The organism is Roseovarius maritimus, assembly GCF_043355895.2.
GTDB classification, from domain to species: Bacteria; Pseudomonadota; Alphaproteobacteria; order Rhodobacterales; family Rhodobacteraceae; genus Roseovarius; species Roseovarius maritimus.
Window position 1 is genome coordinate 70447 of the sequence record NZ_JBHFPF020000010.1, and the last position, 24520, is coordinate 94966.

Here is a 24520-nt window from a genome sequence, read left to right on the forward strand (position 1 = left end):
GGCGCGGCCCGGTTTTTCGCAGAGTTTCGCGAAAAATATCAGTTCACGATCTCGCTGTCCTCGACGAACATGTTGGCCCAGGCGCGGTCGATCAATTCGGGGGTCATCTGGTATGAGATGCCTTCGAACTGGCAGATCGAGATCATCTGGTCGATCAGGAAGACCGGCTGGTAGTTCGCATAGACATTGTCGATCTCAGGGTAGCGCTTCTTCAGCAGATGCACGAGGGCAGGCTCGCTCAGCGGCATCTGTTTCTTGCGGGCGACCATGGCGAAGATCTTGAGGAAGTCGGCCTGATTGGGGCCGTCGATCTTGATCTTGTAAAAGATCCGGCGCAGCGCGGCCTGGTCGAAGATCTTGTTGGGATGGAAGTTGGTCGAGAAGATCGCCAGCGTGTCAAAGGGCACCTCGAACTTCTCACCCGATTGGAGGGCGAGAATATCCTTCGATTCCTCCAGCGGAACGATCCAGCGGTTGACCAGGTTCTGCGGCGGCTCGGCCTGGCGGCCAAGGTCGTCGACGATAAAGATGCCGCCCGTCGATTTCAGCTGCAGCGACGCCTGGTAGGTCCGCGCGGTCGGGTTGTAGACCAGATCCAGCATGTCCAGCGTCAATTCACCGCCGGTGATGACGGTGGGCCGCTCGCAGCGCACATAACGCGCGTCGAACGTGCGGCGGCGGCGCAAGCTATTGGGATCGTCGGCCTCGGCCTCTGCTTTGGAGTGGACAATGGGATCATAGACGGTGATCACCTGGCCCGCATATTCGATGGCCATGGGCACGAAAATCTTGTCCCCCATCGCATCGCGAATGCCGTTGGAAATACTGGATTTACCGTTGCCTGGCGGGCCGTACATCAGGATCGAGCGACCCGCGCTGACAGCGGGGCCCAGCTGATCCAGCAGGCTGGGCGGCAGGACCAGATGGCCCATCGCACCCGTCAGCTGATCACGGGTGATCTGGATGTTGCGGATCGACTGGCGCTTGACCTGCTCGGCATAGACGGCGAGCGGGACGGGCATGGGGCCGAAATACTCGGACTGGGCCAGCGCATCCAGCGCGCGCGCCTTGCCCGCGTCGGTCAGCTGATAGCCCATCTCGCTGCCCGAAGTGGCGCTCATCGTGCCGGTCGCTTCGATCAGGCGCTGCTCGCGCGCCAGATCGACCAGTTCCTGCGTGACGGTGCGCGGCAGGCAGAGGGCGACGGCAATGTCGCTGACCAGATCGACGTTCTTGCGAAAGATGGTCTTGAGCAAAATGTCCCGCATCATGACGATGCTCAGACGCATATCTTCGATCGTGGTAGGCGGGGGCGGCGGCTGCACGCCCGGCTGCGGGGTCACTTGCATGTTCATCTGGGGACGGCCTCGGAATTTGCGGTCTATTTAGCAGGGATCCTGCCTGCAAATCTTGCGCAAATTATGGCCGCGTGTGGGCGCCTTGGCGTCAGGCGCCGTTCAACGCACCTTGCACCAGGTAGATGGCCAGCGCGCCGCCCAGCGACAGGCCCATCGGGTACTTTCCCTCGCGGGTCCAACTGACCCAATGGGGGGCCAGACGGCGCATGGGACTGTGCTTGGCGATGCGGTGGATGACGTAGCCGAAAAAGCTTGTCGCGGCGAGGGTCAGCAGCACCAGCTGCAGATCGCCGATAGCGATGAAGGGCGCGGCGGCGGCGGCGAACTTGGCATCGCCGGCCCCAAGCGCACCGATCGCGTTCAGCGCGATACCGGCCACCAGTACCACCACCAGATGCACCCAGCGCCACGCATAGATATCGAGAGGCAGCGCAATGAGGCCGATCACCAGATAGACAGAAGCAAGTGTCATCACCGCCTTGTTCGGGATCTTCATGTCGCTCAGGTCGCTATAGGCTACCCAGATGCAGATGGGCAGCACGAAGGGCAGGAACCACGTCGCGGCGTAAGCTGTGATGAACATGAGCCTATTCCCTTCGCGAACCGGATCAGTTGGTCACATTGCCTTCCAGCGCACCAAGGCTGCGCGAGGCGGCCTCGAAATGCTGGGGGTGGGTCTCGATGGCATCGCGCAACAGGCCCTTGCCGGTCTCGACATCGCCCTGCTTGATCGCCGTCAGGCCCAGTGTGTAGAGAAGCTCGGCGCGCTCGGTCTGGCTAACGGGCATCACTGGGACCGCGTAATTGCGCTGTGCTCCGCGTGCCAGAACGAGGTTGTTCTTGGCGGTAAATAGCGAGGCATCCTGCCGGATTGCGTCGGAGAACAGGCGCTCGGCATCGGCGTAATCGCCGCGGCTCAGCTTGGAGTATCCCCAGTTGTTCATGACATTCGCGGGCGTCGTCGTCAGGCCCACGGCAATCTCGTAGAAACTGTCGGCCTTGGTCCAGTTCTTGTTACTGTCGGCCACCATCGCCTCGAGTCGATAGCGTTTGAACGTCTCGTAGGTGGGCGGAATGGTGTTCAGCACGGCCTCGGCGCCATCCCATTCATTGTTACGGATCAGTGCATCGGCCAGTTCGACCTTGTCCGCATCGGTGGCGTCCTTATGCTCGGTCACTTTTTTCCAGGCGGCGACGCCTTCGGTGCCGCGGCTGGCGCGAACGAGGCTCGTAGCAAGGCCGCGCTGAAGCTCGATCCGGTCCGGCTTTTCTGCGACGGTGCGCTGGAAATACGCCACCGCCTCGTTCGCATCCGAGGAATTCAGCATCACATCGTTAAGATTGCTTTCGTCGATGACATTGACGCCCTGAAACTTGCGATCAACGTCTTCGGTCTTGGACTCGCCGCATCCGGACAGGAATACTGACCCTGCCGCGCAGAGCGATACTAGGATAGGGTGGCGCATTTTTGCGTCCTTTTACTGCCTTGCCTCGACTTGGTGTCACCCGCAGCCCGTTCCCGTCCGCTATTGTATCGTGCGGATCAGGTAGTCGCTGCTTCCGCGGCGCACCAATTTGTAATCTTGCTCTTCGGCCTCAGCATAGACCGAATTATCCTGTTTTGCGAGTGCCAAGCGCAGATTGTCGCGAATTGAGTCACTTTCGCCATTGTCCAGCGCATAGGCCCGCCGAAAGACCTGCTCGGCCTCGGCGATCTCGCCCTGTTCCATCAGTGTGACGCCCAGATTGTTCCATGCCTCGGGGGAGCGTTCGTCCTTCTCGACCGCCTCGCGGAGCAGTTCTTCGGCCTGCCCGACACGGCCAAGGCCCAGATAGGCGCTGCCAAGGCCCAAGAGCACTTCGGAGGTCATGCCCTCGTCAAGCGCGGCGCGAGAGAAGGACTTGATCGCCAACTCATACTCGCCCGCGCTGATCAGGCGGTGACCTACGGTGGTGGCATCGACGGCGGTGCCGGACTTGGCCACGCCGGGCGCAAAAGGACCATTGCCCCCGCCGCTGTCAGAGCAGGCGGCGAGGGCAAGAGATATTGTCAAGATCGCAGAAATTCGCGTCATGGTATCCTATGGACGGGGCGGGCCCTATTGCGACATCGCGTTCAGTTCCATGATTCCCACGATGGAAGGCCCCACCAGAATGATGAGCAACGGTGGAACTGTAAGCATCATGGTGGCCAGTGTCATCTTCGTTGGTAGCTTGTTCGCCTTTTCTTCGGCGCGCATCACCCGCTTGTCGCGCATCTCGCCCGCATAGACGCGCAGGGCGTCGGCGATCGACGTGCCGAAGGTTTGCGACTGGACCAGAACGGTGACGAAGCTGGAAATGTCCTGCACACCGCAGCGCTCGGCCATCTCGTTGAGGACGGACGCCTTGTCACGGCCTGCCTTGATTTGCTGGCTGACGATCAGATATTCCTCGGCAATGGCCGGAAAGGAGGGTCGGATCTCGTTCGCGACGCGGATGATCGACTGGTCTAGCGATTGGCCCGCCTCGACGCAGACCAGCATCATGTCCAGACTGTCGGGAAAGCCGTCGGTAATCTCTTCCTGGCGCTGCTGCTGGCGCTTGGTCACCCAGTATTTGGGCGCCATGTAGCCAAGGCCGCCCGGACCGAGGATGTAGAGGATGACCTGTGTCGTGCTCGTCTCACCGCCGGCCTTGAAGAGAAAATAATAGATCATGCCCAAGACAAGACCGCCGACGCCGAGGGCGAACTGCGCAAAGTGAAAGTAGCGCACGGCATCGCGATCGCGATAGCCGGCCTGCATCAGCTTCTTGCGCATCTCGCTTAGCTGTTTTTCGTCCTGCGGTTCCAGAAAACCAGCGTATTTATCCAGCTTTTCGTTCTTGGACCCGCGCAGCCGCTGCTGCTGGATACTGCCCCCAGCGCGATTCTTCTGGTCGCGCTTGAGCTTGTCGATCGGATCTTCCGGCCGGTTTATGATCAATATCAGCGTGATCGCGATCAGCAGAACGCCCAGCGTGCCCACGGCGATGATCGGGCCGAAAGGCCCCAGCGCACCGGTCAGGATATCATTGAGGAAGTCCATGGAATGATCCTTTTCAGACTTTGATGTTCACGAGGGCGCGCATGACGAAGAGGTTCACCGTCAGGAAGACGCCGACGATGAGGCATGCGGGAATGAAGAACGGGTGGTCCATGACATTGTCGTAGTAATTGGGTTCAAGGATCTGGATGCCGACCAGCGCGAACAGCGGAAAGCCCGACAGGAACTTGCCCGACCATTGCGCCTCGGCCGTGATCGCCTTGACCCGCCGGAACAGGCGGAAACGTGCACGGATCACCTTGGCGAGGCCCGCAAGGATCTCGGCCAGGTTGCCGCCCGACTGCTGCTGAATTGTCACGGCCACGGCGAGAAAGCGCAGATCCTGCATTTCCAGCCGCTCGGCCATGTCCTTTAGCGCCTCGCCCACGTCGCGGCCATAAGCGGCCTCGTCCGCGATGATGCCGAACTCGGTCGCCAGCGGATCGCCCACCTCGGTTGCGACGATGGAAATCGCCGAGGAGAACGGATGGCCCACCTTGAGCGAGCGCACCATGAGTTCGATCGCATCGGGAAGCTGCTCCTCAAGCAGGGTCATGCGCTTCTTGGCCTTCATCGAGATCCACATGAAGATGCCGCCGACGCCCATGGCGATGGCCACGGCGATGCGCACGGGCAGCGAGGTGCCCGTGCCGACCGAAAGGCCGATAAAGGCCAGAACGGAGACCAGGGCCATCAACATCATCAGCTGCTTGGGCGTGAAGGCAATGGCCGCCTTTTGTGCCTTGCTGGCCAGTATTGAATAAAGCGGGAAGCGGCGCGAGCGCAGATGCTGCTGCATCTCCTTGCGCAGCTTTTCCATCACCTCGTCGCGGCGCCCGCCCTTGTCCAGCATTTCCAGACGACGGTTGACGCGGTTATTGAGGCTGATCGATTTTCCGAAAACGGTCAGATAGATGCCTTCGACCAGCACGAGAACGCCGATAAAGATCAGACCGTAGATGATTGGCTCTGCACTGATGGTCATCTGGATTTACTCCGGTTTCACGGGTTCATAGATAGAGGCGGGCAGATCGTAGCCCCAGAGGCGGAACCGCTCGGAGAAGTTCGAGCGCACACCGGTCGCGGTGAAATGGCCGATGATCTTGTTCTCGGGCGTGAGGCCGACGCGCTGAAAGCGGAAAACCTCCTGCATCGAGATCACCTCGCCTTCCATGCCTGTCACTTCGGTGATCGAGGTCATGCGGCGGCTGCCGTCCTGCAGACGGCTGGCCTGCACGATCAGATGCACGGCTGACGCGATCTGGCTGCGGACGGCCTTGAGCGGCATTTCGATTCCCGCCATCGCCACCATGTTTTCAAGGCGGCTGATCCCGTCGCGCGGGTTGTTGGCGTGGATCGTGGTCATCGAGCCGTCATGGCCGGTGTTCATGGCCTGCAGCATGTCGATGACCTCCTCGCCTCGCGTCTCGCCGACGATGATGCGGTCGGGGCGCATCCGGAGCGCGTTTTTCAGACAGTCGCGAGGGGAAACTTCGCCCTTGCCCTCGACGTTGGGCGGGCGCGATTCCATCCGTCCGACATGGATCTGCTGCAGCTGAAGTTCGGCCGTGTCCTCGATCGTAAGAATGCGCTCGGCATTGTCGATGAAGGAGGAAAGCGCGTTCAGCGTCGTGGTCTTACCCGAGCCCGTACCGCCCGAGACGATGATGTTAAGGCGGCAGGCCACGGCGGCTTGCAGGTAGGCGGCCATCTCTTCGGAGAAGGCGCCGAAATTGACCAGGTCGTCGATGCCCAGTTTGTCCTTCTTGAATTTACGAATGGACACCAAGCTGCCATCGACGGCCACTGGAGGCACCATCGCGTTAAAGCGCGAGCCATCCTGCAGACGGGCGTCGACGTAGGGATTCGATTCGTCCACGCGCCGACCCACGGCGCTGACGATCTTGTCGATAATCCGCAAAAGGTGCTTTTCATCCTTGAAGGTGATATCTGAGAGTTCCAGCTTGCCGTCACGCTCGATGAAAATCTGTTGCGGGCCGTTCACGAGGATATCGTTGACGGTATCGTCCTTCAGCAGGGTTTCCAGTGGGCCGAGGCCGCGCACCTCGTCATACAGCTCCTGCGTGAGCGTCATACGGTCTTCACGGTTCAGCACGATGCTGCGCTCTTCAAGAACCTCCGCCGTGATCGCGCCGATCTCTTCGCGCAGATCCTGCTCGCTCGCCTGGTCCAGCGCGCCGAGGTTGAGGTTGTCCAGAAGGGCGCGGTGCATATCCAGCTTGATCTCGCCCAGGCGTTCCTTGCGCTTGCGCTCGCGGTCCTGCGGGCCAAGGTCGGCCTTGGCCGGTGCCGAGGGGCGGCGCAGGCTGGCGGCATTGGGCACGGTCGCGCGCTGGCTGGGGTCGGGCGTGGCTTTGGTGGCGGCGTCGGCGACGGCGGGCTTGACCGGGGTGGCCTGACCGGGCGCGGGCTTCTTGTAGCGTGAAAACATCTGGTCGATACCTTTCTGCAGTGCGCCTTACGCGGCTTCTGCGTCACTCTTGCTCAGCGCATGGAGCGAGGCCGCCAGTTTGGCGATCTCCTTGCGCAGGGGGTTCTTGGGAGCCGAGCTTGCCAGTGGCAGGCCATGGTCCGCCCCCTGGCTGACTGCCTTGCCACCATCGGGCAGATGCAGCTCGATCCCGATTTCCAGGCTTTCCGCCATCCGCTTGACCCGGCTCTTGCCGCTCATATCGGTGAATTTGGGTGCGCGGTTCATGCAGTAGCGCAGCCGCTCCAGCGGCAGATCCTCGGCCTTGAGCGCGCGCTTGAGCCGCAGTGTGTTCTGGGCCGAGCGCATGTCCATCTCGAGCGTGGCGAAATAGATCTGCGCGGCGCAGAGCACGGTTTCTGTCCACTGAACCAGCGTCGTGGGCATATCGACGATCACATAGTCGAAATGCTTGCGCGCCTGATCCAGAACGCGGGTCACGTCCTCGGGGTTGATGATGTCCAGTGGCAGCATCTCGGGCGGGGCGGTCAGCACCCAGAGGCGGTCCTGATAGCTGACCAGCGCCTGCTTGAAGATATCCTCGTCCATCGTTTCAGTGTCGGACCACATCTCGAAGACCGGCTCGCGGCGGGGCAGATCGAGAAAGGTCGAGACCGAGCCGAATTGCAGCCCCATGTCCAGAATGCACACGCGCGGCGCCTTGTCCTTGGACGCGCTTGCCAGCTCCCACGCGAGGTTGACGGCCAATGTGGTCGCGCCGGTGCCGCCGGCCAGGCCATGCACGCCCAGCACCACGCCCTCGCCGCCCGTGGCGCGCGGGGCCGAGGTGACGCTGGCCGTGGTTTCGGGCGGTTTGCGCAGCCTGTCGATGGCGGCCTGCAACTCGCCCTCGGGAAGAGGGTAGGGTACGAACTCATCCGCGCCCTGGCGCAAGAGGCTGTGCAGCGCAGCGGGGCTGACGTCGTCGGCGATCAGGATCACCTTGATCTCCAGCTTGCCTGCCAACGCGATGATGTCGCCGATCGTGCCCAAATCGTTCTCGTCATCCTCGTCAATGGCGATGGCGATGAATTCCAGCGACTGCGCTTCAAGCTGGCCCATGAAGGCCAGCGCCTCGGGAAAGCCCAGATCGCCCCACGCCTCGCCGACTGACGTTTCCATATCCTCAATCAGGAGGTCGAAATTGGTCACGTCACGGCTGATCGTGCACGCGACTAGCGGGCTTGCTTCGGGGGGATTGGTCGCACTGCTCATTGCGTTATCGTCCTATCTTGCGTGCCGTCCGCCCGGCCGACCACCCGAAGGGGCCGGCCTTGTGTGCGGAGGGGCACGATTGTCCGAATCCCGGCCTGCATGGATGGCGCGGACCGGTTTTTCCTTGTGCCAAACTCACGGAAAATCTGGGCAACAATAGGGCCGCATTATCGTAATTGTGCGTTCATACGCGCCGATTGGGCCATCTTTGACGCTGCCGGATAACGGGCCGCCAAGGCTTGCGCACGCAAAAAAGAACCCGCCGCGAGGCGGCGGGTTTCCAGATGTCCCGGCAAGCCGGGCAGGGAGAAATCGTGTGTCGGCTTCTATTCGGAGCCCAGCGAGGACTCTCCGGACATGCTGATTTCGGGCTCGGGCACCGCGCTGGCGACCGTTTCGCGGTAAACCACCTGGGCGTATTTGCCATCCATGATGATCGGGTGCGATCGTACGAAACCTGACACTTCGGTCACGGTGCGCCGATTGCGCCGCTCGCGGCCTTGGGTGACAATCAAGGGCTGCGCCTCACCGAATGAGACCACCGCCTCAAGGCGTGAGCGGCTGATGCCGTGGCTTGTCAGGTAGTCGACGACGGCCCGCGCGCGGCGCATGCCGAGATCTTTGTTGTATCCGTTGGGCCCGACCAGATCGGCATGCCCGTAGACCTTGAAGCGCACTTCGGGAAATTGTCGGATCCAGGCGGCCTGCTTGCTCAGAGTGTCACGCGCAACAGCGTCGAGCTGATCCGAGTTGAAGGCGAAGTTGACCGTTGTCAGCACCTCTTTGGAGAACCGGTTGGACAGATCGTAGACATAGCTGCGCTCGCCGGTCATCACTTGGGTATTTTGCATGTTGGCATTGCCGAAATTGCCGCCATCCACCATCGCACCTGCTTCGGTGAAGTAGGACCGATACACTTCCGTGCCGCCTCCGGCACACCCGGCAAGAGCCAGGATCGGTAGAATTGAAAGAGTTTTCCTCATGTTCCCCGTTCCCTGCATCAATCCATCACGTAGCCGTAAGAGCCACTGAAATCCTGTTTCGCCACTTCGCCAGCGCCGCCACTTGTCGGACGGGCATCGCGCGCCACGCGGCCATTCAGGAACAGATCGGCCTCGGATGGCAGTTTGACCCGGTCCGTCGGCAGGGCCAGAGCCTCGCCACGCGTTGGCGTGACCAGATGAGCGGTCACGATAATCACCAGCTCGGTCTGCGAGCGCTCGTAATCGGCGCTGCGGAAGAGCGCCCCGAGGACGGGCAAATCGCCCAGCCATGGCACCTGGCCATTATTGTCTCGGAAATCATCCTGAAGGAGCCCGGCGATCGCAAAGCTTTCGCCATCACGCAGAGCCACGGTCGTGGATGTCTCGCGGCGGCGGAAACCGGCGACGGAAAGTGAGCCGTTTGTAAAGCTGTTCGTGCTGTCGATCGACGAAACCGCCGCCGCCATTTCCAGGTTGATGATCTGGTCATCCAGAACCCGCGGCACGAAGTTCAATTCGACGCCGAAAGGCTTGAACTCAATCGTGATCGCGCCGTCTTCCTGGCTAACCGGAATGGGATATTCGCCGCCGGCAAGGAATTTGGCCTCTTGGCCAGAAAGTGCAGTCAGATTGGGCTCGGCCAAGGTGCGCACAACGCCTTTGGTTTCGAGCGCCTGAAGCAGAATGCCGATCTGCGCCGATCCAGCATTGAAACCGAAGAAGGCTGCGCCGTTATTTGTGCCAAGATTGGGTGAGGGGCCGGGCGTGATGCCGCTGGGAGCCGCATTTGAGGTCACTCCGTTGGTTGCCACGCCCGCGCCCAACCCGGCGGTCGACAGACCATCGATTGCCAGCGAGGTTGACAGGCTCTTGGCAACGCTGCGCTGCATCTCTGCAAAGCGGACTTTCAGCATGACCTGCTGCTTGCCCGACACGCTCATCAGGTTCGAGACACGCTCGGGCGCATACCGCTCGGCCAAATCAAGAGCCCGCTGCAGACGCGGCGTGCTGCTGACAGTGCCCGACATGACGATACCGTCATTCGCAGTGCGCACTTCGATCTGCTCGTTCGGAAGGATCTGCCGCAGCCGCTCCTTGAACTCCGAGATGTCGGCGCTGACGCTGACATCCACATTGGCGATCAGGCGTCCGTTCTCGTCGAGAAGGGTCAGCGTTGTGCGTCCCGGCGATTTGCCCAGCACGTAAATCGTGCGGTCCGAGAGGGTCGAGAAATCGGCGATGGCCGGATTCGCGATACTCAATTCGGCAAATGGCACGTCGCTTTCAACCACGACCGCGCGGTTCATAGAAACGCTCAAATCTCTGCCTGTACCCTTGCGCACGACCTGCAGGTTTTCTGCATGAGCGGGCGCCGGAGCACTGGAAATCGTGGCGGTCAGCCCCATCAGAGCCGCCGCAATAATATTCGTCGTTTTCATGTGACCTGCCTTCCGATCACGCCTCAATTAACGGGTCTTAATGCCCAAGATTGGAGTCACTGTGCGTCACTTTTTTCTTTTTTTCAAGAATCAATGACACTTAGCCGATTTTTCTCTGAGCTGTGATCGAAGAGGCGCACTCATGCAATCGGGCGCCGCTGATAGGGCGCCCGAAATCTTGTAAGAATTTTAAAGTGGTTAAGCCTTAATTCGTGCAGGGAATCGGGGTCTCGATCACCTCACCGCCGCGGCGTGTGCGGATGGTGCAAATCTCGGCGCGGGGCGCTGCTTTGGGGGCAGGGGCTGCAGAAAGACCCAAGAGTTGGCGCTGATCGACTTCGATCCGTTCGGCCACCACATCGTCCTGCGTGCCCACCAGGCTGAGCGACAGGCGGCCCGTCGCCTGTGCCTGAGCCAATGCGGCGACCTGCTCGGGGCGGACGACGACAGTGACGGTTTGGGCGATGCTTGCCTCGGCCATGTCGGAATTTGCCGACTGGTCGACAGCGATCAGCTGCACGGCCGTCTCGATCAGCTTGGTCACGTCACCCTCGCTATCACCTTCGGTCCGCACGTTGCCGCGACCGATATTGCCGGTCCAGTAGACATCGACGCGGTCGCCGGGGCGCAGAAAGCCCGAGACACCACTTGTGCTGTCGACTTTAATTGCAAAGGCGCGCATGCCGCGGCCCAGCTTGGCCGAGATCCCGGCATCCTGGCCGGGCGCCGTCACCTTGACATTCAGGATAGCCTCGCCCTTCTCCATTGCGCGCAAGGCGGTGCGGGGTTCCGCGTCACCCTTGGGAAACAGCTCTTCCTCGGTGCGGAATATGCCCTCGGGCAGGGAAGCCTCGGGGAAGGCGATCTTCATCACGTCCTTCGCCAGAATCCGCTCGCCGTATTCCAGCGTGCGATTGGCGATATAGACATCGACCGTCTTGATGGGTTCGGGGCGCGAATTACGCTCCAGCTCCAACTGGGTCTGATATGCTTGGATGTAATTTTTGGCCATGTAAACGGCAAAGCCGGCCAGCGCGACACCCAACACAAGTACTAGTCCGAAAATAAGTCGCATGGCGGTTCCTTTCGATCATCTCCCGGATGGCGCGCAAAAAGGCGGCTCGTCTCGGTTTTCGGGCCAACCGGCCCGACTTTTTCGCATACGCAAGGCCACCCTGCGGCGATCACGCCGCGTGTTGGCCTTGGGATCAATCGGCTGTGACGCCGGCGACCTCGGTGGCTTCGACACCGGTGCTGATGTCCGCCGTCAGGTTCGTGACGCCGGTTCGCGCCGATGACATGGCGGCCACGCCAAGGCCGACCACTGCGGCCGTCAGGACGACCCAATCTACGGTGACTGCGCCGCTTTCGTCGCGAAGCCAGGATTTAATGAACTTTGACATAACGTACTCGCTCTTTTTGCTTGATATGATGTTGCGAGTGCAACGCGTGCGCGAGCGATAGATTGCGGGCGACGCCACGACTACACCCCTCAGGGGCCAAAGAGCCGCAAATCGGTGACTTGCGGCTCTTCACATTCGAATAGTCAGGCCGAGCTAATATTGGAATTAGCCGCCGGTGCCGGTGCCGCTACCGTCGCCAGTGCCCGAACCGGAGCCCGTGCCGCCCACGCCTTCGACGGCGGTTGCTTCGACGCCGGTCTGGATGTTGTTGGCCAGGTTGCCGACCGAGGTACGGACGGTGCCGACGGCCACAACGCCCAGGCCAACCACGGCTGCGGTCAGAACGACCCAGTCAACGGTCACGGCGCCATCTTCGTCTGCACGGAAATTCTTGATGAAATTGATCATGTGTTGTCCCTCCAAAGGATCATAAGTTACTCAGGTTTCTCACCGCTTTGCTGGTCTGGGCCGCCTCTCTCTGTTGGCCCTCAGCGCCTCGGATGAGTAGTTTTTGCCGGTCAATGAAGGCACAAATTGGGCGCGATTGGACCGATTTTGGCACATCGCGTTTTCCAGGGCGGAAATGTATATAACATGCTGAAAGTTAATGATTTAAAAATTAAGAAAACATTCATTTTGTTGATTTACCCTGCTTGAAACGACGCTGGGGAAGGCGGAATCGCAGCTTGGGACTGGCGCGAAAGGCGATTCTTTGCGATGATTTGTGCAAAATAGCGACAACGCAGACAGGCAAATTCCCCGTGCGACCCTCTCTTGCTCCCTTGATGGCAGCGTTTCTGCTGTGTCATGCGCCGATGGCGCTGGCCGAACCCGCGCCTTTTCCCGAATTTACCTTCAAGATGGGCAAACCGCCGAAAAAAGGCACGGCCAAGCGGATCACGGTTCAGATCGAGCCAGGAGATCAGCCCGCTCCGGCCCCCAGCACCAAGCGAGGCGAGGATGCCGAAGCCGTGCGCGCAGTCCCGGCGGTGCGCGGCGCCAGCTATGGCTGGTTCTGGGACCGTGTGCCGCCCGGTTATGCAGACGCGGGCACCGTGCGCTTTGACGAGGCGCTAGGGGTACTGGCTAAGCCGCCCGAGGGCATGCCCGCTCCGCGCTATCGTCTACAGGACATGCAGGATATCGCGATCGCTCAGGGTCAGAACATCCTGATGGCGACGATCGGCACAGACGTGTCACCCGCGCTGGTGCTTGCGGTCATTGCCGTCGAGTCTGGCGGGCGTCGCACAGCGGTCAGCGAAAAGGGCGCGCAGGGGCTGATGCAGCTGATCCCAGATACCGCTGCGCGCTTTGGCGTGACGGACAGCCTGTCGGAGTCCGAGAATATCCGGGGCGGCGTGGCTTACCTCGATTGGCTGCTCAAGGAGTTCGAGGGCGATCCCATCCTCGCTCTGGCCGGCTACAATGCGGGTGAGAATGCAGTGAAGGCCAACAAGGGAGTGCCGCCCTATGCCGAGACGCGTGATTACGTCCCCAAGGTGCTGGCGGCCTATGACCTCGCGCGCGGTCTTTGCAAGACGCGGCCTGATTTCATCTCGGACGGCTGCGCGCTGAACATGGCGATGGCGAACTGAAAAGGGCGGCACCGCCCGGCACCGCCCTGAATGAAGAACACCAGGAAAGTTGGAACTTTCCTGAAAAAAACTCCTCGAGAAGGTTTCGCCCTCAGACGAGGGTCGCTTCGGTCGCGGCGCGGATTTCGTCCTCGGTGACGCCTTCGGCGCATTCCACGATCCTGAGCCCGCCCTCAACCACGTCGAGCACGCCCAGATTGGTGATGATGCGGTCCACGACGCCCGTACCGGTCAGCGGCAGCGAGCATTCCTTGAGCAATTTGGACTCGCCCGCCTTGTTGGTGTGGTCCATCACGACGATGACCTTGCCGACGCCTGCGACGAGATCCATCGCGCCGCCCATGCCCTTGACCAGCTTGCCTGGGATCATCCAGTTCGCCAGATCGCCGTTTTCCGCCACTTCCATCGCGCCGAGGATCGCCGCGGCGATCTTTCCGCCCCGGATCATGCCGAAGCTGGTCGCTGAGTCAAAATAAGCGGTGCGGTTCAGCTCGGTGATCGTCTGCTTGCCGGCGTTGATCAGGTCGGGGTCCTCTTCGCCCTCATAGGGGAAGGCGCCCATGCCCAGCATGCCGTTCTCGGATTGCAGGGTGATTTCCTTGTCGCCGACATAGTTTGCCACCAGCGTCGGAATGCCGATGCCGAGGTTGACATACATGCCGTCTTCCAGCTCCTGCGCTGCGCGCTCGGCCATTTGATTGCGGTCCCAGGGCATTATGCGTCCTCCCTCTTGCGTGTCGTGACCTGCTCGATCCGTTTCTCATGCTCGCCCTGGATCAGGCGGTGCACGTAGATACCGGGCAGGTGGATGTGGTCGGGATCGAGGCTGCCGCGCGGCACGATCTCTTCGACCTCGGCCACGCAGACCTTGCCGCACATCGCAGCGGGCGGGTTGAAGTTGCGCGCGGTCTTGCGGAATACCAGATTGCCGGTGTCATCGGCCTTCCACGCCTTGACGATGGAAAGATCGGCCACGATTCCGCGCTCGAGGATATAAGTCTCGCCGTCGAAATCCTTGTGCTCCTTGCCCTCGGCCACCTGCGTGCCGACACCTGTCTTGGTGTAGAAGCCCGGAATGCCCGCGCCGCCGGCGCGCATGCGCTCGGCCAGCGTGCCTTGCGGGTTGAACTCGATCTCGAGCTCGCCAGCCAAGTACTGGCGCATGAACTCGGCGTTCTCGCCGACATACGAACTCATCATCTTCTTGACCTGGCGCGTCTGCAGCAGGATGCCGATGCCGAAATCGTCGACACCCGCGTTGTTGCTGGCAAAGGTCAGATCCTTTGCGCCATGTTCCTTGATCGCCTGAAGCAGCAATTCGGGAATGCCGCACAGACCAAATCCACCCGCGGCTATGGTCATGCCGTCATGTAGCAGACCCTCCAACGCTTCGGTCGCGTTCGCGTAGACTTTTTTCATGAAGACCCCCTTTTGAGCACGGTTCGGTCGGTTGTGGGCAGCAGCGGCAAAGAAGTCAATGCCGCCGCCATTCCAACATCGCTGCACCTGGGGGATTGGCAGAAACCGGCCCCGGAAGGGTCGGGCCGTCTTAGATAACGCGGACTTGAGTGCCGACGGGTGTGATCGCGAACAGCTCTTCGATCTTCTGATTATAGAGGCCGATGCAGCCCGACGAAGACTTCCGCCCGATCTTGCGCGTATCGTGCGTGCCGTGGATCAGGTAGGCAGGCCATGACAGATACATGGCATGCGTGCCCAGCGGATTGCCCGGACCCGCCGGCATGAAGTCGGGCAGGCTGGGATCGCGCGCCTTCATGTTGGCGGTCGGCGTCCACGTGGGCCCAACCTTCTTGCGCACGATGCTGGTATAGCCGGTGCGCGTCAGCTCGTCGGTCATCGGCACGGACGTGGGATAGACGCGATAATCGGTCGCGTCTGAGTTCCAGTAGTGCAGAGCGCGCGAGCCGGTGTCGCAGACGATGGCGCCGCTGCCCAGCGAATCAAAATGGTCCTGCCAGTTCTGAACTGCGAAGGCAGAGGCGTTGCGACGGGTTCCCGAAGCGTCCTGAGCGCGCAGAAGACCCGGTGTGGCAAGCGTGGTAAGCGCGGCAGCGCCGCCTACAAGTGCGGCGCGGCGGCTGAGACCTGAATTTTTCATGGCTCTTGTCCTCTCGATTTCTGTGGCAAAAACGATGCCTTTGTAACCTTACATGGATATTAACGCCGCCAATCGCCAATAACAAAGATGTGTAGGCCGCTTCGTGCAGTCGCACCGTGCGGCGCTAGCCCTTGCCGGTGGCTTTGCTGGCCGTCTTGGACGCCGCTTTCTTGCTGGTCGCCTTGGCGGCAGGCTTCTTGGGGGCGGCCTTCTTCTTCGCTGGCGCCTTCTTGCCCTTGCCGGACTTGGCCGCCTTCTCGGCGATCAGTTCGACCGCCATGGCGACGGTGACATCTTCCGGCTCGGTCCCCTTGGGGATGGTCGCATTGATCTTTTCCCACTTGATGTAGGGCCCATAGCGCCCCTCCATGACGTTCATCGCGCCGCCGCTCTCCGGATGCTCGCCCAGCTCCTTGAGGGGCTTGGCCGCTGCGCGGCCTGCGCCGCGACTGGCCAGCTTTTGCGCCAGCACCTCGACCGCACGGTTCATACCGATGGTAAAGACCTCGTCGACCTCCTTGAGGTTCGCATAGAGCTTGCCATGCTTGACGAAGGGGCCATAGCGCCCGATCCCGGCCTCGACCATCTCGCCGTCTTCGGGATGCGGCCCCACCTCGCGCGGCAGGCTCAGCAGGGTCAGTGCCTTTTCCAGATCCATCGCGTCGGGTGTCCAGCCCTTGGGCAGGGAGGCACGCGGCGGCTTCTTGTTTTCTTCGGTGGCCTCCCCGCGCTGGACATAGGGGCCGAACCGGCCCGAGCGCAGGGAGATCTCGTCGCCATTATCTTCGCCCAGCACGCGGTCGCCCGCCTCGGCGGCATCGCTGCCGATGGGACGGGTGTAACGGCACTCGGGATAGTTGCCGCAGCCGACGAAACCGCCGGACTTCGACGTCTTGAGGTGCAACTTGCCGGTCCCGCACAGCGGACAGATGCGCGGATCGCTGCCATCCTCGCGCGGCGGGTAGAGCGTGGGCGCCAGCGCGTCATCCAGCACATCCAGAACCTCGGAAATGCGCAGCTCGGACGTCTCAGCGATGGCGGCCGAGAAATCGCGCCAGAAGCGGGTAAGGATATCCTTCCAGTCGGCATCGCCGGCGCTGACATGGTCCAGATCCTGCTCGAGATCGGCGGTGAATTCATAGCCGACATATTTCTTGAAGAAATTGAGCAGGAAGATCGTGACGATGCGCCCCTTGTCCTCGGGGATCAGGCGGTTGCCATCCTTGCGGACATATTCGCGGTCCTGAATCGTGGTGACGATGCTGGCATAGGTCGAGGGGCGACCGATGCCCAGCTCTTCCATCCGCTTGACCAGCGTGGCCTCGGTATAGCGGGGCGGCGGCTGGGTGTGCGACTGCAGGCCGAGAACGGCAGCGTTTTCGGCGAGGATGGCGGCGTCGTGGCGGGCCATGCCCTTGGCGCTGTCCGGGGCCACGCTGTCCGATTTATCGGCCTTGGCGAACTGATCGCGCAGGCCCGACTTGCCGAAGGCAGCCTTGTCGCCCTCGGAGATCTGCGGCAGGCGGGCATCGTCGCCACCCTCGTCCACATCGTCGCGGCCTTCCTCGTAGACGCGCAGGAATCCGTCGAAAAGCACAACCTGGCCCGTCGCGCGCAGGCCGACCTGGCCATCATCCGAGCCGATCTCGACCGTCGTGCGCTCCAGCCGGGCACCGGCCATCTGGCAGGCCAGCGTTCGCTTCCAGATCAGATCGTAAAGGCGCGCCTGATCGCGGTCGGTGATCTTCAGCGCGGCGGCGTCCTTGCCCATCTCGGTGGGACGGATGCATTCATGCGCCTCTTGCGCGTTCTTCGCCTTGTTCTTGTAGATGCGCGGCTCGGCCGGCACGTATTCCTTGCCGTAGCGGTCGGCGATGGCCTCGCGGGCGGCGGTGACGGCCTCGGGGGCCATGTCGATACCGTCGGTTCGCATGTAGGTGATGTGCCCGGCCTCATAGAGGCGCTGCGCCGCGCTCATCGTCTGGCGTGCGCCCATGCCGAACTTGCGGCTCGCCTCCTGCTGTAGCGTCGAGGTCATGAAGGGGGCCGAGGGATTGCGGCTGGCCGGCTTGGCCTCGACCGAGGTGACTTTCAGCGCGCGGGACGACACGGCTTGCACCGCCATCTCGGCCTGCGTGGCATTGGCCAGATCGAATTTTTCCAGCTTCTTGCCTGCCAGCGTGGTCAGCCGCGCCTCGTATTCCTGTCCGCGCGGCGTGCTCAGCAGCGCCTTGACGGACCAGTATTCGCGCGGGTTGAACGCCTCGATCTCCATCTCGCGCTCAACGATCAGGCGCAGGCAGACCGATTGCACACGCCCCGCCGACTTCGCGCCGGGCAGCTTGCGCCAGAGCACCGGGCTGAGATTGAAGCCCACAAGGTAGTCGAGCGCGCGGCGCGCCAGATAGGCCTCGACCAGCGGTGCATCGACCTGCCGGGGATTGGCCATCGCCTCGGTCACGGCGGCCTTTGTGATGGCGTTGAAGACAACGCGGCTCACGGGCGTATCCTTCTTGATCGCCTTTCGCTTGCGCAGCGCCTCTTCCAGATGCCAGCTGATCGCCTCGCCCTCGCGGTCGGGGTCGGTCGCGAGGATCAGCGCGTTGTCGTTTGCCAGCGCATCGGCGATCGCCTTGACGTGTTTGCGGCTGTCGGTGCCGATCTCCCACTTCATGTCAAAGCTGTTCTCGGGATCGACCGATCCATCCTTGGGAGGCAGGTCGCGCACGTGGCCATAGGATGCCAGCACCGTGTAGTCAGGGCCCAGATACTTGTTGATGGTCTTGGCCTTGGCGGGAGATTCGACGACGACGACAGGCATGAAATTCCTTCTCACTATCTCGTTTCGACAGCGGCCTGATGCGGCGGCCTATCGAAAAGCAGTGCATTATGTAGGCGCGGCAATACGGATCGCAAATGGCCGAATCCCGGGGTTTTCGCCAAAGGCAGGGCCGGGGGCGCTTATGGCGGCGCAACATGTGGTGGCGCAAGGGGGATTGTCAATGACGGGCAAAGCCCTGCCGGGGCGGGCGGTAAAGCCACACCGGTTGTCACTGGGGCCAGCGGGGCGTCAGTCGGCCAGCGACAAAAGACCGCCCGCCTGCCGCCTGATGCGCCCGTCCAGTTCCAAGTCTATCAGCGCAGGGGCAACGCTGCGCACGGGCGCCTGCAGGTCACGGATCAACTGGTCCTCGGCCAAAGGGGAGGGGCCGAGCCGATCCAGAATGCGCGTGTGCAGATCTGCCGTCTCGCCCAGGCTGCGCTTTTCTTCCGCTGCGGGCGGCATCATGTCCAGAAGCGACGGGGCCGGTGCGGGCGCGAGGACCGCAGGCAGCGCCTCGATCACGTCGGCCGCACTGCGCACCAGGCGCGCGCCATCGCGGATCAGCATGTTGCACCCCGCGGCGCGCGCATCGAAAGGATGGCCCGGCACGGCGAGCACTTCGCGCCCCTGATCCAGTGCATTACGCGCCGTGATAAGCGAGCCGGACTTGGCCGCGGCCTCGACCACGATGACGGCACCCGCAAGGCCGCTGATGATCCGGTTGCGGCGGGGGAAATGCCGCGCCTGGGGCACGGTGCCCATAGGCATCTCGGACAGGCGGGCACCGCAGCGCAGGATTTCATTGCCCAGTTGCGCATTCTCGGCGGGGTAGAGCACATCGACCCCGCCCGCCATGACGGCGATCGTGCCGCCTTCGACAGTGGCGGCGTGTGCGGCCGTGTCGACGCCGCGTGCAAGGCCCGAGACGACGACATAGCCCGCCTTGGACAGATCCGTCGCCAATGCGCGGGCCATCCGCGTACCAAGAGAGGACGCGTTTCGTGCGCCGACCATGGCGACCTTGGGCCGCGCCAGCGCGCCCAGATCGCCCATCGCCCATAGTATTGGCGGCGGATCGGGAATGTCGCGCAAAGCGTCGGGATAGAGCGGATCGGTGACGAAGAGCAATTGCGCACCGGCCATCCGCGCGGCCCGCATTTCAGCCAGAACGACACCCTCAGGGCATGTGGTGTAGTCGTCGATGCCGGCGGCGCGGGCCACCTCGGGCAGCGCCTTCAGCGCGGCCTGCGCGGTCCCATGTTCGGCCAATAGCCGATAGAAGGTCGCGACACCGACGCGCCGCGAGCGCAAGAGACGAAGCCACGATACCCGATCATCTTCCGTGGTGGGTGGGAGTGGGGGGTGAGTGGAAGGATGTGTTTCCTCGGACATCGTGGCCTCGCCTGCTTGCAGAATCAGGTGTAGCGCACGGGTGGTTAACAACGCGTAAACCAAAGCCGATTTAGCGGCGCGCGGCCCGCCCCAAGAAGGCGCTCATGGCTTCATCTAGGCAAAAATACTCACTTACCGGCCTCTAAGCGTGCGCATGGGCCGAATATCAGAACTCAACTTCCCGAGCCGCCCACAGTGAGCCCGCCGATCATCACCGTCGGCTGGCCGACACCGACCGGCACCCACTGACCCGCCTTGCCGCAATTGCCCATGCCCGGGTCGAGCGCCATGTCATTGCCCAGCGCGCGTATCTGATGCAGCGCCGTCGCTCCGTCGCCGATCAGCGTCGCGCCCTTGACCGGCGCGCCCACCTTGCCGTTCTGCACGCGGTAGGCCTCGGTGCAGGAAAAGACGAACTTGCCGTTGGTAATGTCCACTTGGCCACCGCCGAAACCGACGGCATAGATCCCGTCCTTCAGATCCGCCACGATATCATCGGGCGCCGCATCGCCGCCCAGCATGTAGGTGTTGGTCATGCGCGGCATCGGCACATGCGCATAACTCTCGCGGCGGCCGTTGCCGGTCGGCTCCACCCCCATGAGGCGGGCGTTCTGGCGGTCTTGCATATAGCCCACAAGGATACCGTCCTCGATCAGCACGTTTCGGCGCGACGGCGTGCCTTCGTCGTCGATCGTAATACTGCCGCGCCGGTCCGGAATCGTGCCATCGTCCAGTACGGTCACGCCGGGGGCGGCGATACGCTGGCCCATCAGCCCGGCAAAAGCCGAGGCGCCCTTGCGGTTGAAATCCCCTTCGAGGCCGTGGCCGATCGCCTCGTGGAGCAGAATGCCGGGCCAGCCGGGGCCAAGAACGACATCCATCACGCCCGCCGGCGCCGGAACCGCTCGCAGGTTGACCAGCGCGATGCGTAGCGCCTCGCGCGCCTTATCCTGCCAATCTTCAGGCGCAATAAGCCCTTTGAGGCCGACGCGCCCTCCGCCCCCGGCGGTGCCTTGCTCGCGGCGGCCGTCCTCCTCGACGATGACCGACACGTTGACGCGTGTCATCGGCCGCACGTCGCGCAGATGGGTCCCATCGGGGCGCAGGATCTCGACCTCTTGGCAGGAAGCGGCGATGACGGCGGTGACCTGAACGACGCGCGGATCCAGATCGCGGGCAAAGGCGTCGATCTCGCGCAGCGTCTCGATCTTGACCGGAAAGGCGGCGCCGGCGATGGGATCGACATCCGTATAAAGGTGGCGGTTGGTCGCCTGCGGCGGCGCCGCCATCACGCCGCCGCCATCGCCGACGGCCAGCCGCGCCGTGTCCACCGCGCGGCCCAAAGCCGCCTCCGTGATGTCCGAGCCATGCGCGTAGCCCACCGCGTCGCCGCGCACGGCGCGCAGGCCGAATCCCTCGCCGGCGTCGTAACTGGCCGTCTTGATCCGGCCATCGTCAAAGACCAGCGCTTCGCTGCGCGCGCGCTCGAGGAAGATCTCGCCATCGTCGGCGCCCTCGGTGGCGCGGGCGAGCTGGGCCAGAGCCGCGTCCTTGTCCAGATTGTCCTCAAAAGGGCGAAAGGGGGTGCCGGTCATAAGTTGCGTCCTGATTTCCTGGGGGTCTTGGAGCCTATATGGCGCCGCATCTCCGATATTTCGATGCCCGCGCCGTCAGAGGCGACCATCCTTTTGCGATTGAGGCATTGGAGCGCGCAGTTTTTTGATCTAAATCAAATAAAGCGTCCGTTTGCCGCAACCGTCATTCTTGTCTCACGGCAAGATATATGTTTTTAACTGCTACAGATACAACGGGGCCGGGCCCCGGCAGGACGGCGTGCCGCCCGCGCAACGACATATCCGCTTCAACCGATCAAGGTGCCCTAATGCGATACATTTCCTCTTTGCTTGCCACGATAGCGGCAGTTTCCGCCCTTCCCGCGCTGGCGCAGGACAATCTCGAGATCGTGGGCAAGCCGACACAGGGCGGGATGGGTTTCCAGCCCGCCGCGACCGAACTGGCAAGCGATCTGCAATGGCTGGACGGCATGGTGCTGGTCATCATCACGGCGATCACCCTGCTGGTCACGGGTCTGATCATCTTCGCGATGATCCGCTACAACCGCAGGGTCAACCCGAACCCGGCCAACTTCACCCATAACTCGCCGGTCGAGGTCGCCTGGACCGTCGTACCGATCCTGATCCTCGTTTTCATCGGTGCCTTTTCGCTGCCGGTCCTGTTCAAGCAGCAAGAGATTCCGGAGGCGGATATCAACATCAAGGTCACCGGCTATCAGTGGTACTGGGGCTATGAGTATACGGACCATGATTTCGGCTTTGAGAGCTTCATGATCGGTGAGGGCAAGATCCTCAATGACGAGGTTATCGCCGAACTGCAGGAAGCCGGATACAGCGCCGACGAGTTCAAGCTGGCCACGGACACAGCCGTGGTCGTGCCTGTCGGCAAGACGGTCGTGATGCAGGTCACCGGTGCCGATGTGATCCACAGCTGGACCATCCCCGCCTTCGGCGTGAAACAGGACGCCGTGCCCGGCCGCCTTGCGCAGCTGTGGTTCAAGGCCGAGCGTGAGGGGGTCTATTTCGGCCAGTGCAGCGAGCTGTGCGGCAAGGACCACGCCTACATGCCGATCACCGTCAAGGTCGTAAGCCAGGAGGCGTATGACGCCTGGCTGGAAGAAGCGATTGCTCAATATGCCAGCTTGCCGGTGCAAGACGCCTACAAGGTGGCCTCGGCCCAATAATACGGGCCGAAGGGCCGCCATTTCGCCCGTCCCGTGCAATCGGGGCGGGCGGATGCAATCTGATCCTAGCCAGCAGGGCTCGCGTCCGCGCCGCCCGAAACCGGAGTTCGACATGAGCGACGCAAGCTTTGATGCCAGCACGGCCAAGACCCGATCCGCACAGCCGCAGGACGCCGGGTTTTCGGATTTCTTCGCGCTGCTGAAGCCGCGCGTCATGTCCCTGGTGGTGTTCACGGCCCTGGTTGGCCTTCTGGCGGCGCCGGTTGGCGTGCATCCCGTCGTCGGCTTTACCGCCATCCTTTTTATCGCCATTGGCGGCGGCGCGTCGGGCGCGCTGAACATGTGGTGGGATGCTGATATCGACCGCATCATGAAGCGGACGCGCAAACGTCCTATCCCCGCGGGCCGCGTCACCGAGAGCGAGGCATTCGGCTTTGGTATCGCGCTGTCGGGCATTTCGGTCATCATGCTGGGCCTTGCGACCAATTTTGTCGCGGCGGGGCTGCTGGCCTTCACCATCTTCTTCTACGTCGTGGTCTACTCGATGTGGCTCAAGCGCTGGACGCCGCAGAACATCGTGATCGGCGGCGCCGCGGGGGCCTTCCCCCCCATGATCGGCTGGGCTGCTGCCACCGGCACCGTCAGCATTGAATCGGTGCTGATGTTTGCGCTGATCTTCATGTGGACGCCGCCGCATTTTTGGGCGCTCGCGCTGTTCATGAAGTCCGACTATGACGAGGCCGGCGTGCCCATGCTGACCTCGACCCATGGCCGCCGCGTGACGCGCAACCATATCCTTGTCTACACGCTTCTGCTTGCGCCGGTTTCCTTCGGACTGCTCTTCACGTCGATCGGCGGGCCGGCCTATCTGCTCGCTGCCATCCTGCTCAACGCGCTCTTCCTGCGCGGCGCGTGGCGGGTCTGGCGCCGGGACGAGTCCGCAGCCAAGGCCGATAACTATGCGGTTGAGAAGACGGTGTTCAAACACTCGCTCTACTACCTCTTTGGTCTCTTCGTTGCGATCCTGATCGACGCGACCCTGCGCAGCACCGGGGTCATCGCGGCGGGCGGCCTTGGCGTCTGGAGTCTTTGATGGCGTTTTTCCGCAAGAATCACGAGATGCACACGCGCCGGTTCAGCCGCAATCTGGGGCTGGGCCTGGTGTTGGCAGCTTTTGTCACATTGGTTTTTGGCCTGACAATTGCCAAGGTAGGTCAGGAAGATTTTGCTATTCCTGAGACTGCAAAGGGGGTTGGCTATGGCGAATGAGCATAACACGAGGCCCAATGGCACCAGAAAGACCGTGCTTCAACTAGTCAGCGTCGTGATCACGATGGGGGCGCTGGCCTGGGCGTCGGTGCCGTTCTACGACTGGTTCTGCCGCGTCACCGGCTTTGGCGGCGTGACCGGTGTCGCTCAGGGCGATTCCGACACCATTCTGGACCAGACGATCAAGGTCCGATTTGACGGCAGCCTGTCGCGCGACATGCCATGGGAATTCACCCCAATGCAGCGCGAGATGGAGATCCGCATCGGCGAGACCGGGCTGGCTTTCTACGAGGCCTACAACCCCACGGACAACCCCATCGCGGGGCAGGCGTCCTACAACGTCACGCCGTACGAGGCTGGCGGGTTCTTTGAAAAGATCGAATGCTTCTGTTTTACAGAGCAGGTGCTGCAACCCGGCGAGCGTGTCGAGATGCCCGTGACCTTCTTTGTCGATCCCGAGATCGTCGAGGACCGCGATGCGAAATACACACATACCATTACGCTGTCCTATACATTCTACCAGATCGACCTGCCCGAGCAGCAAGCCGCACTTGCGAATGACGCTGAAACGGGTAGAACCGTGAACTAATGTGGCTGGACCGGCCCTTG

The 24520-nt window shown here is 62.1% G+C and carries 24 protein-coding genes; 5 read left to right on the forward strand and 19 right to left on the reverse strand.

Translation table 11 applies throughout. The annotated features are described in order from the left end of the window. Positions 1–38 precede the first annotated feature (38 nt). From ACEWPM_RS15955 to ACEWPM_RS16015, 13 genes are all read right to left on the reverse strand, one after another. Positions 39–1355 carry an ATPase gene (locus ACEWPM_RS15955; RefSeq protein ID WP_393963144.1) on the reverse strand — a complete coding sequence of 439 codons (1317 nt, stop codon included), beginning with the start codon at positions 1353–1355 and terminating at the stop codon, positions 39–41. A 91-nt stretch (positions 1356–1446) separates the two neighbouring features. After that, positions 1447–1941: a prepilin peptidase gene (locus tag ACEWPM_RS15960; protein ID WP_393963145.1), complete on the reverse strand. Its 495-nt coding sequence runs from the start codon at positions 1939–1941 to the stop codon at positions 1447–1449. 25 nt (positions 1942–1966) lie between these two features. After that, positions 1967–2824, reverse strand: coding sequence for a tetratricopeptide repeat protein (locus ACEWPM_RS15965; RefSeq protein ID WP_393963146.1), 858 nt, complete (start codon positions 2822–2824; stop codon positions 1967–1969). A 60-nt stretch (positions 2825–2884) separates the two neighbouring features. After that, a complete protein-coding gene (locus ACEWPM_RS15970; protein WP_393963147.1) occupies positions 2885–3433 on the reverse strand; it encodes a tetratricopeptide repeat protein in 549 nt (182 codons plus the stop codon). Between the two features lie 24 nt (positions 3434–3457). Next, positions 3458–4426: a type II secretion system F family protein gene (locus ACEWPM_RS15975; protein WP_393963148.1), complete on the reverse strand. Its 969-nt coding sequence runs from the start codon at positions 4424–4426 to the stop codon at positions 3458–3460. A 13-nt stretch (positions 4427–4439) separates the two neighbouring features. Further along, positions 4440–5408 (reverse strand): type II secretion system F family protein, encoded by a 969-nt coding sequence (locus tag ACEWPM_RS15980; RefSeq protein ID WP_393963149.1) that lies wholly within the window; start codon positions 5406–5408, stop codon positions 4440–4442. 6 nt (positions 5409–5414) lie between these two features. Then, positions 5415–6875 (reverse strand): TadA family conjugal transfer-associated ATPase, encoded by a 1461-nt coding sequence (locus ACEWPM_RS15985; protein ID WP_393963150.1) that lies wholly within the window; start codon positions 6873–6875, stop codon positions 5415–5417. Between the two features lie 27 nt (positions 6876–6902). Continuing rightward, a complete protein-coding gene (locus ACEWPM_RS15990; RefSeq protein ID WP_393963151.1) occupies positions 6903–8129 on the reverse strand; it encodes a CpaE/TadZ family protein in 1227 nt (408 codons plus the stop codon). A gap of 326 nt (positions 8130–8455) precedes the next feature. Next, positions 8456–9112: an OmpA family protein gene (locus tag ACEWPM_RS15995; protein ID WP_393963152.1), complete on the reverse strand. Its 657-nt coding sequence runs from the start codon at positions 9110–9112 to the stop codon at positions 8456–8458. Positions 9113–9129: 17 nt separating this feature from the next. Beyond that, entirely contained in the window at positions 9130–10551 is a 1422-nt protein-coding gene (locus ACEWPM_RS16000; protein ID WP_393963153.1) for a type II and III secretion system protein family protein, read from the reverse strand. A gap of 205 nt (positions 10552–10756) precedes the next feature. After that, on the reverse strand, positions 10757–11626 hold the full coding sequence (gene cpaB, locus ACEWPM_RS16005) for a Flp pilus assembly protein CpaB (protein ID WP_393963154.1): 870 nt from the start codon (positions 11624–11626) through the stop codon (positions 10757–10759). Between the two features lie 133 nt (positions 11627–11759). Further along, the gene (locus tag ACEWPM_RS16010) at positions 11760–11954 is read right to left on the reverse strand and encodes a Flp family type IVb pilin (protein ID WP_393963155.1); all 195 of its coding nucleotides are present in this window, start codon (positions 11952–11954) and stop codon (positions 11760–11762) included. A 165-nt stretch (positions 11955–12119) separates the two neighbouring features. Beyond that, positions 12120–12362, reverse strand: coding sequence for a hypothetical protein (locus tag ACEWPM_RS16015; RefSeq protein WP_393963156.1), 243 nt, complete (start codon positions 12360–12362; stop codon positions 12120–12122). Positions 12363–12739: 377 nt separating this feature from the next. Between ACEWPM_RS16015 and ACEWPM_RS16020 the strand changes: the two genes are divergently transcribed. Beyond that, the gene (locus ACEWPM_RS16020; RefSeq protein ID WP_393963157.1) at positions 12740–13549 is read left to right on the forward strand and encodes a lytic transglycosylase domain-containing protein; all 810 of its coding nucleotides are present in this window, start codon (positions 12740–12742) and stop codon (positions 13547–13549) included. A 91-nt stretch (positions 13550–13640) separates the two neighbouring features. Here the strand turns inward: ACEWPM_RS16020 and ACEWPM_RS16025 are convergent, their stop codons facing one another. The 6 genes from ACEWPM_RS16025 to tldD all read right to left on the reverse strand — a co-directional run bounded on the left by ACEWPM_RS16025 (position 13641) and on the right by tldD (position 21479). Continuing rightward, on the reverse strand, positions 13641–14264 hold the full coding sequence (locus ACEWPM_RS16025) for a 3-oxoacid CoA-transferase subunit B (protein WP_393963158.1): 624 nt from the start codon (positions 14262–14264) through the stop codon (positions 13641–13643). Beyond that, a complete protein-coding gene (locus tag ACEWPM_RS16030) occupies positions 14264–14968 on the reverse strand; it encodes a CoA transferase subunit A (protein WP_393963159.1) in 705 nt (234 codons plus the stop codon). Before ACEWPM_RS16030 ends, ACEWPM_RS16025 begins: the two co-directional genes overlap by 1 nt. 130 nt (positions 14969–15098) lie before the next feature. Then, positions 15099–15668 carry a L,D-transpeptidase gene (locus ACEWPM_RS16035; protein ID WP_393963160.1) on the reverse strand — a complete coding sequence of 190 codons (570 nt, stop codon included), beginning with the start codon at positions 15666–15668 and terminating at the stop codon, positions 15099–15101. A gap of 124 nt (positions 15669–15792) precedes the next feature. Continuing rightward, the gene (gene topA, locus ACEWPM_RS16040; RefSeq protein ID WP_393963161.1) at positions 15793–18489 is read right to left on the reverse strand and encodes a type I DNA topoisomerase; all 2697 of its coding nucleotides are present in this window, start codon (positions 18487–18489) and stop codon (positions 15793–15795) included. A gap of 249 nt (positions 18490–18738) precedes the next feature. Then, positions 18739–19884, reverse strand: coding sequence for a DNA-processing protein DprA (gene dprA, locus ACEWPM_RS16045; RefSeq protein WP_393963162.1), 1146 nt, complete (start codon positions 19882–19884; stop codon positions 18739–18741). 173 nt (positions 19885–20057) lie between these two features. After that, entirely contained in the window at positions 20058–21479 is a 1422-nt protein-coding gene (gene tldD / locus ACEWPM_RS16050; RefSeq protein ID WP_393963163.1) for a metalloprotease TldD, read from the reverse strand. A 287-nt stretch (positions 21480–21766) separates the two neighbouring features. Here tldD and coxB point away from each other — a divergent pair, with 287 nt between their 5' ends. From coxB to ACEWPM_RS16070, 4 genes are all read left to right on the forward strand, one after another. Beyond that, on the forward strand, positions 21767–22642 hold the full coding sequence (gene coxB, locus ACEWPM_RS16055; protein WP_393963164.1) for a cytochrome c oxidase subunit II: 876 nt from the start codon (positions 21767–21769) through the stop codon (positions 22640–22642). A gap of 112 nt (positions 22643–22754) precedes the next feature. Continuing rightward, positions 22755–23735, forward strand: coding sequence for a heme o synthase (gene cyoE / locus ACEWPM_RS16060; RefSeq protein WP_393963165.1), 981 nt, complete (start codon positions 22755–22757; stop codon positions 23733–23735). Further along, on the forward strand, positions 23735–23911 hold the full coding sequence (locus ACEWPM_RS16065; RefSeq protein WP_393963166.1) for a hypothetical protein: 177 nt from the start codon (positions 23735–23737) through the stop codon (positions 23909–23911). The genes cyoE and ACEWPM_RS16065 overlap by 1 nt, the downstream gene beginning before the upstream one ends. Next, positions 23901–24500 (forward strand): cytochrome c oxidase assembly protein, encoded by a 600-nt coding sequence (locus tag ACEWPM_RS16070; protein WP_393963167.1) that lies wholly within the window; start codon positions 23901–23903, stop codon positions 24498–24500. The genes ACEWPM_RS16065 and ACEWPM_RS16070 overlap by 11 nt, the downstream gene beginning before the upstream one ends. Positions 24501–24520: the final 20 nt, after the last annotated feature.

Excerpts from the sequence above, each read along its gene's own strand:
- ACEWPM_RS16030 (WP_393963159.1), bottom strand. The coding sequence starts at position 14,968 with ATGAAAAAAGTCTACGCGAACGCGACCGAAGCGTTGGAGGGTCTGCTA.
- ACEWPM_RS16025 (WP_393963158.1), bottom strand. The coding sequence starts at position 14,264 with ATGCCCTGGGACCGCAATCAAATGGCCGAGCGCGCAGCGCAGGAGCTG.
- ACEWPM_RS15955 (WP_393963144.1), bottom strand. The coding sequence starts at position 1,355 with ATGAACATGCAAGTGACCCCGCAGCCGGGCGTGCAGCCGCCGCCCCCG.
- cpaB (WP_393963154.1), bottom strand. The coding sequence starts at position 11,626 with ATGCGACTTATTTTCGGACTAGTACTTGTGTTGGGTGTCGCGCTGGCC.
- ACEWPM_RS16020 (WP_393963157.1), top strand. The coding sequence starts at position 12,740 with ATGGCAGCGTTTCTGCTGTGTCATGCGCCGATGGCGCTGGCCGAACCC.
- topA (WP_393963161.1), bottom strand. The coding sequence starts at position 18,489 with ATGCCTGTCGTCGTCGTCGAATCTCCCGCCAAGGCCAAGACCATCAAC.
- ACEWPM_RS15960 (WP_393963145.1), bottom strand. The coding sequence starts at position 1,941 with ATGTTCATCACAGCTTACGCCGCGACGTGGTTCCTGCCCTTCGTGCTG.
- ACEWPM_RS15980 (WP_393963149.1), bottom strand. The coding sequence starts at position 5,408 with ATGACCATCAGTGCAGAGCCAATCATCTACGGTCTGATCTTTATCGGC.
- ACEWPM_RS15985 (WP_393963150.1), bottom strand. The coding sequence starts at position 6,875 with ATGTTTTCACGCTACAAGAAGCCCGCGCCCGGTCAGGCCACCCCGGTC.
- ACEWPM_RS16015 (WP_393963156.1), bottom strand. The coding sequence starts at position 12,362 with ATGATCAATTTCATCAAGAATTTCCGTGCAGACGAAGATGGCGCCGTG.
- coxB (WP_393963164.1), top strand. The coding sequence starts at position 21,767 with ATGCGATACATTTCCTCTTTGCTTGCCACGATAGCGGCAGTTTCCGCC.
- ACEWPM_RS15995 (WP_393963152.1), bottom strand. The coding sequence starts at position 9,112 with ATGAGGAAAACTCTTTCAATTCTACCGATCCTGGCTCTTGCCGGGTGT.
- ACEWPM_RS16000 (WP_393963153.1), bottom strand. The coding sequence starts at position 10,551 with ATGAAAACGACGAATATTATTGCGGCGGCTCTGATGGGGCTGACCGCC.
- ACEWPM_RS15975 (WP_393963148.1), bottom strand. The coding sequence starts at position 4,426 with ATGGACTTCCTCAATGATATCCTGACCGGTGCGCTGGGGCCTTTCGGC.
- dprA (WP_393963162.1), bottom strand. The coding sequence starts at position 19,884 with ATGTCCGAGGAAACACATCCTTCCACTCACCCCCCACTCCCACCCACC.
- ACEWPM_RS15990 (WP_393963151.1), bottom strand. The coding sequence starts at position 8,129 with ATGAGCAGTGCGACCAATCCCCCCGAAGCAAGCCCGCTAGTCGCGTGC.
- ACEWPM_RS16065 (WP_393963166.1), top strand. The coding sequence starts at position 23,735 with ATGGCGTTTTTCCGCAAGAATCACGAGATGCACACGCGCCGGTTCAGC.
- ACEWPM_RS16010 (WP_393963155.1), bottom strand. The coding sequence starts at position 11,954 with ATGTCAAAGTTCATTAAATCCTGGCTTCGCGACGAAAGCGGCGCAGTC.
- ACEWPM_RS15965 (WP_393963146.1), bottom strand. The coding sequence starts at position 2,824 with ATGCGCCACCCTATCCTAGTATCGCTCTGCGCGGCAGGGTCAGTATTC.
- ACEWPM_RS16070 (WP_393963167.1), top strand. The coding sequence starts at position 23,901 with ATGGCGAATGAGCATAACACGAGGCCCAATGGCACCAGAAAGACCGTG.
- ACEWPM_RS16035 (WP_393963160.1), bottom strand. The coding sequence starts at position 15,668 with ATGAAAAATTCAGGTCTCAGCCGCCGCGCCGCACTTGTAGGCGGCGCT.
- tldD (WP_393963163.1), bottom strand. The coding sequence starts at position 21,479 with ATGACCGGCACCCCCTTTCGCCCTTTTGAGGACAATCTGGACAAGGAC.
- cyoE (WP_393963165.1), top strand. The coding sequence starts at position 22,755 with ATGAGCGACGCAAGCTTTGATGCCAGCACGGCCAAGACCCGATCCGCA.
- ACEWPM_RS15970 (WP_393963147.1), bottom strand. The coding sequence starts at position 3,433 with ATGACGCGAATTTCTGCGATCTTGACAATATCTCTTGCCCTCGCCGCC.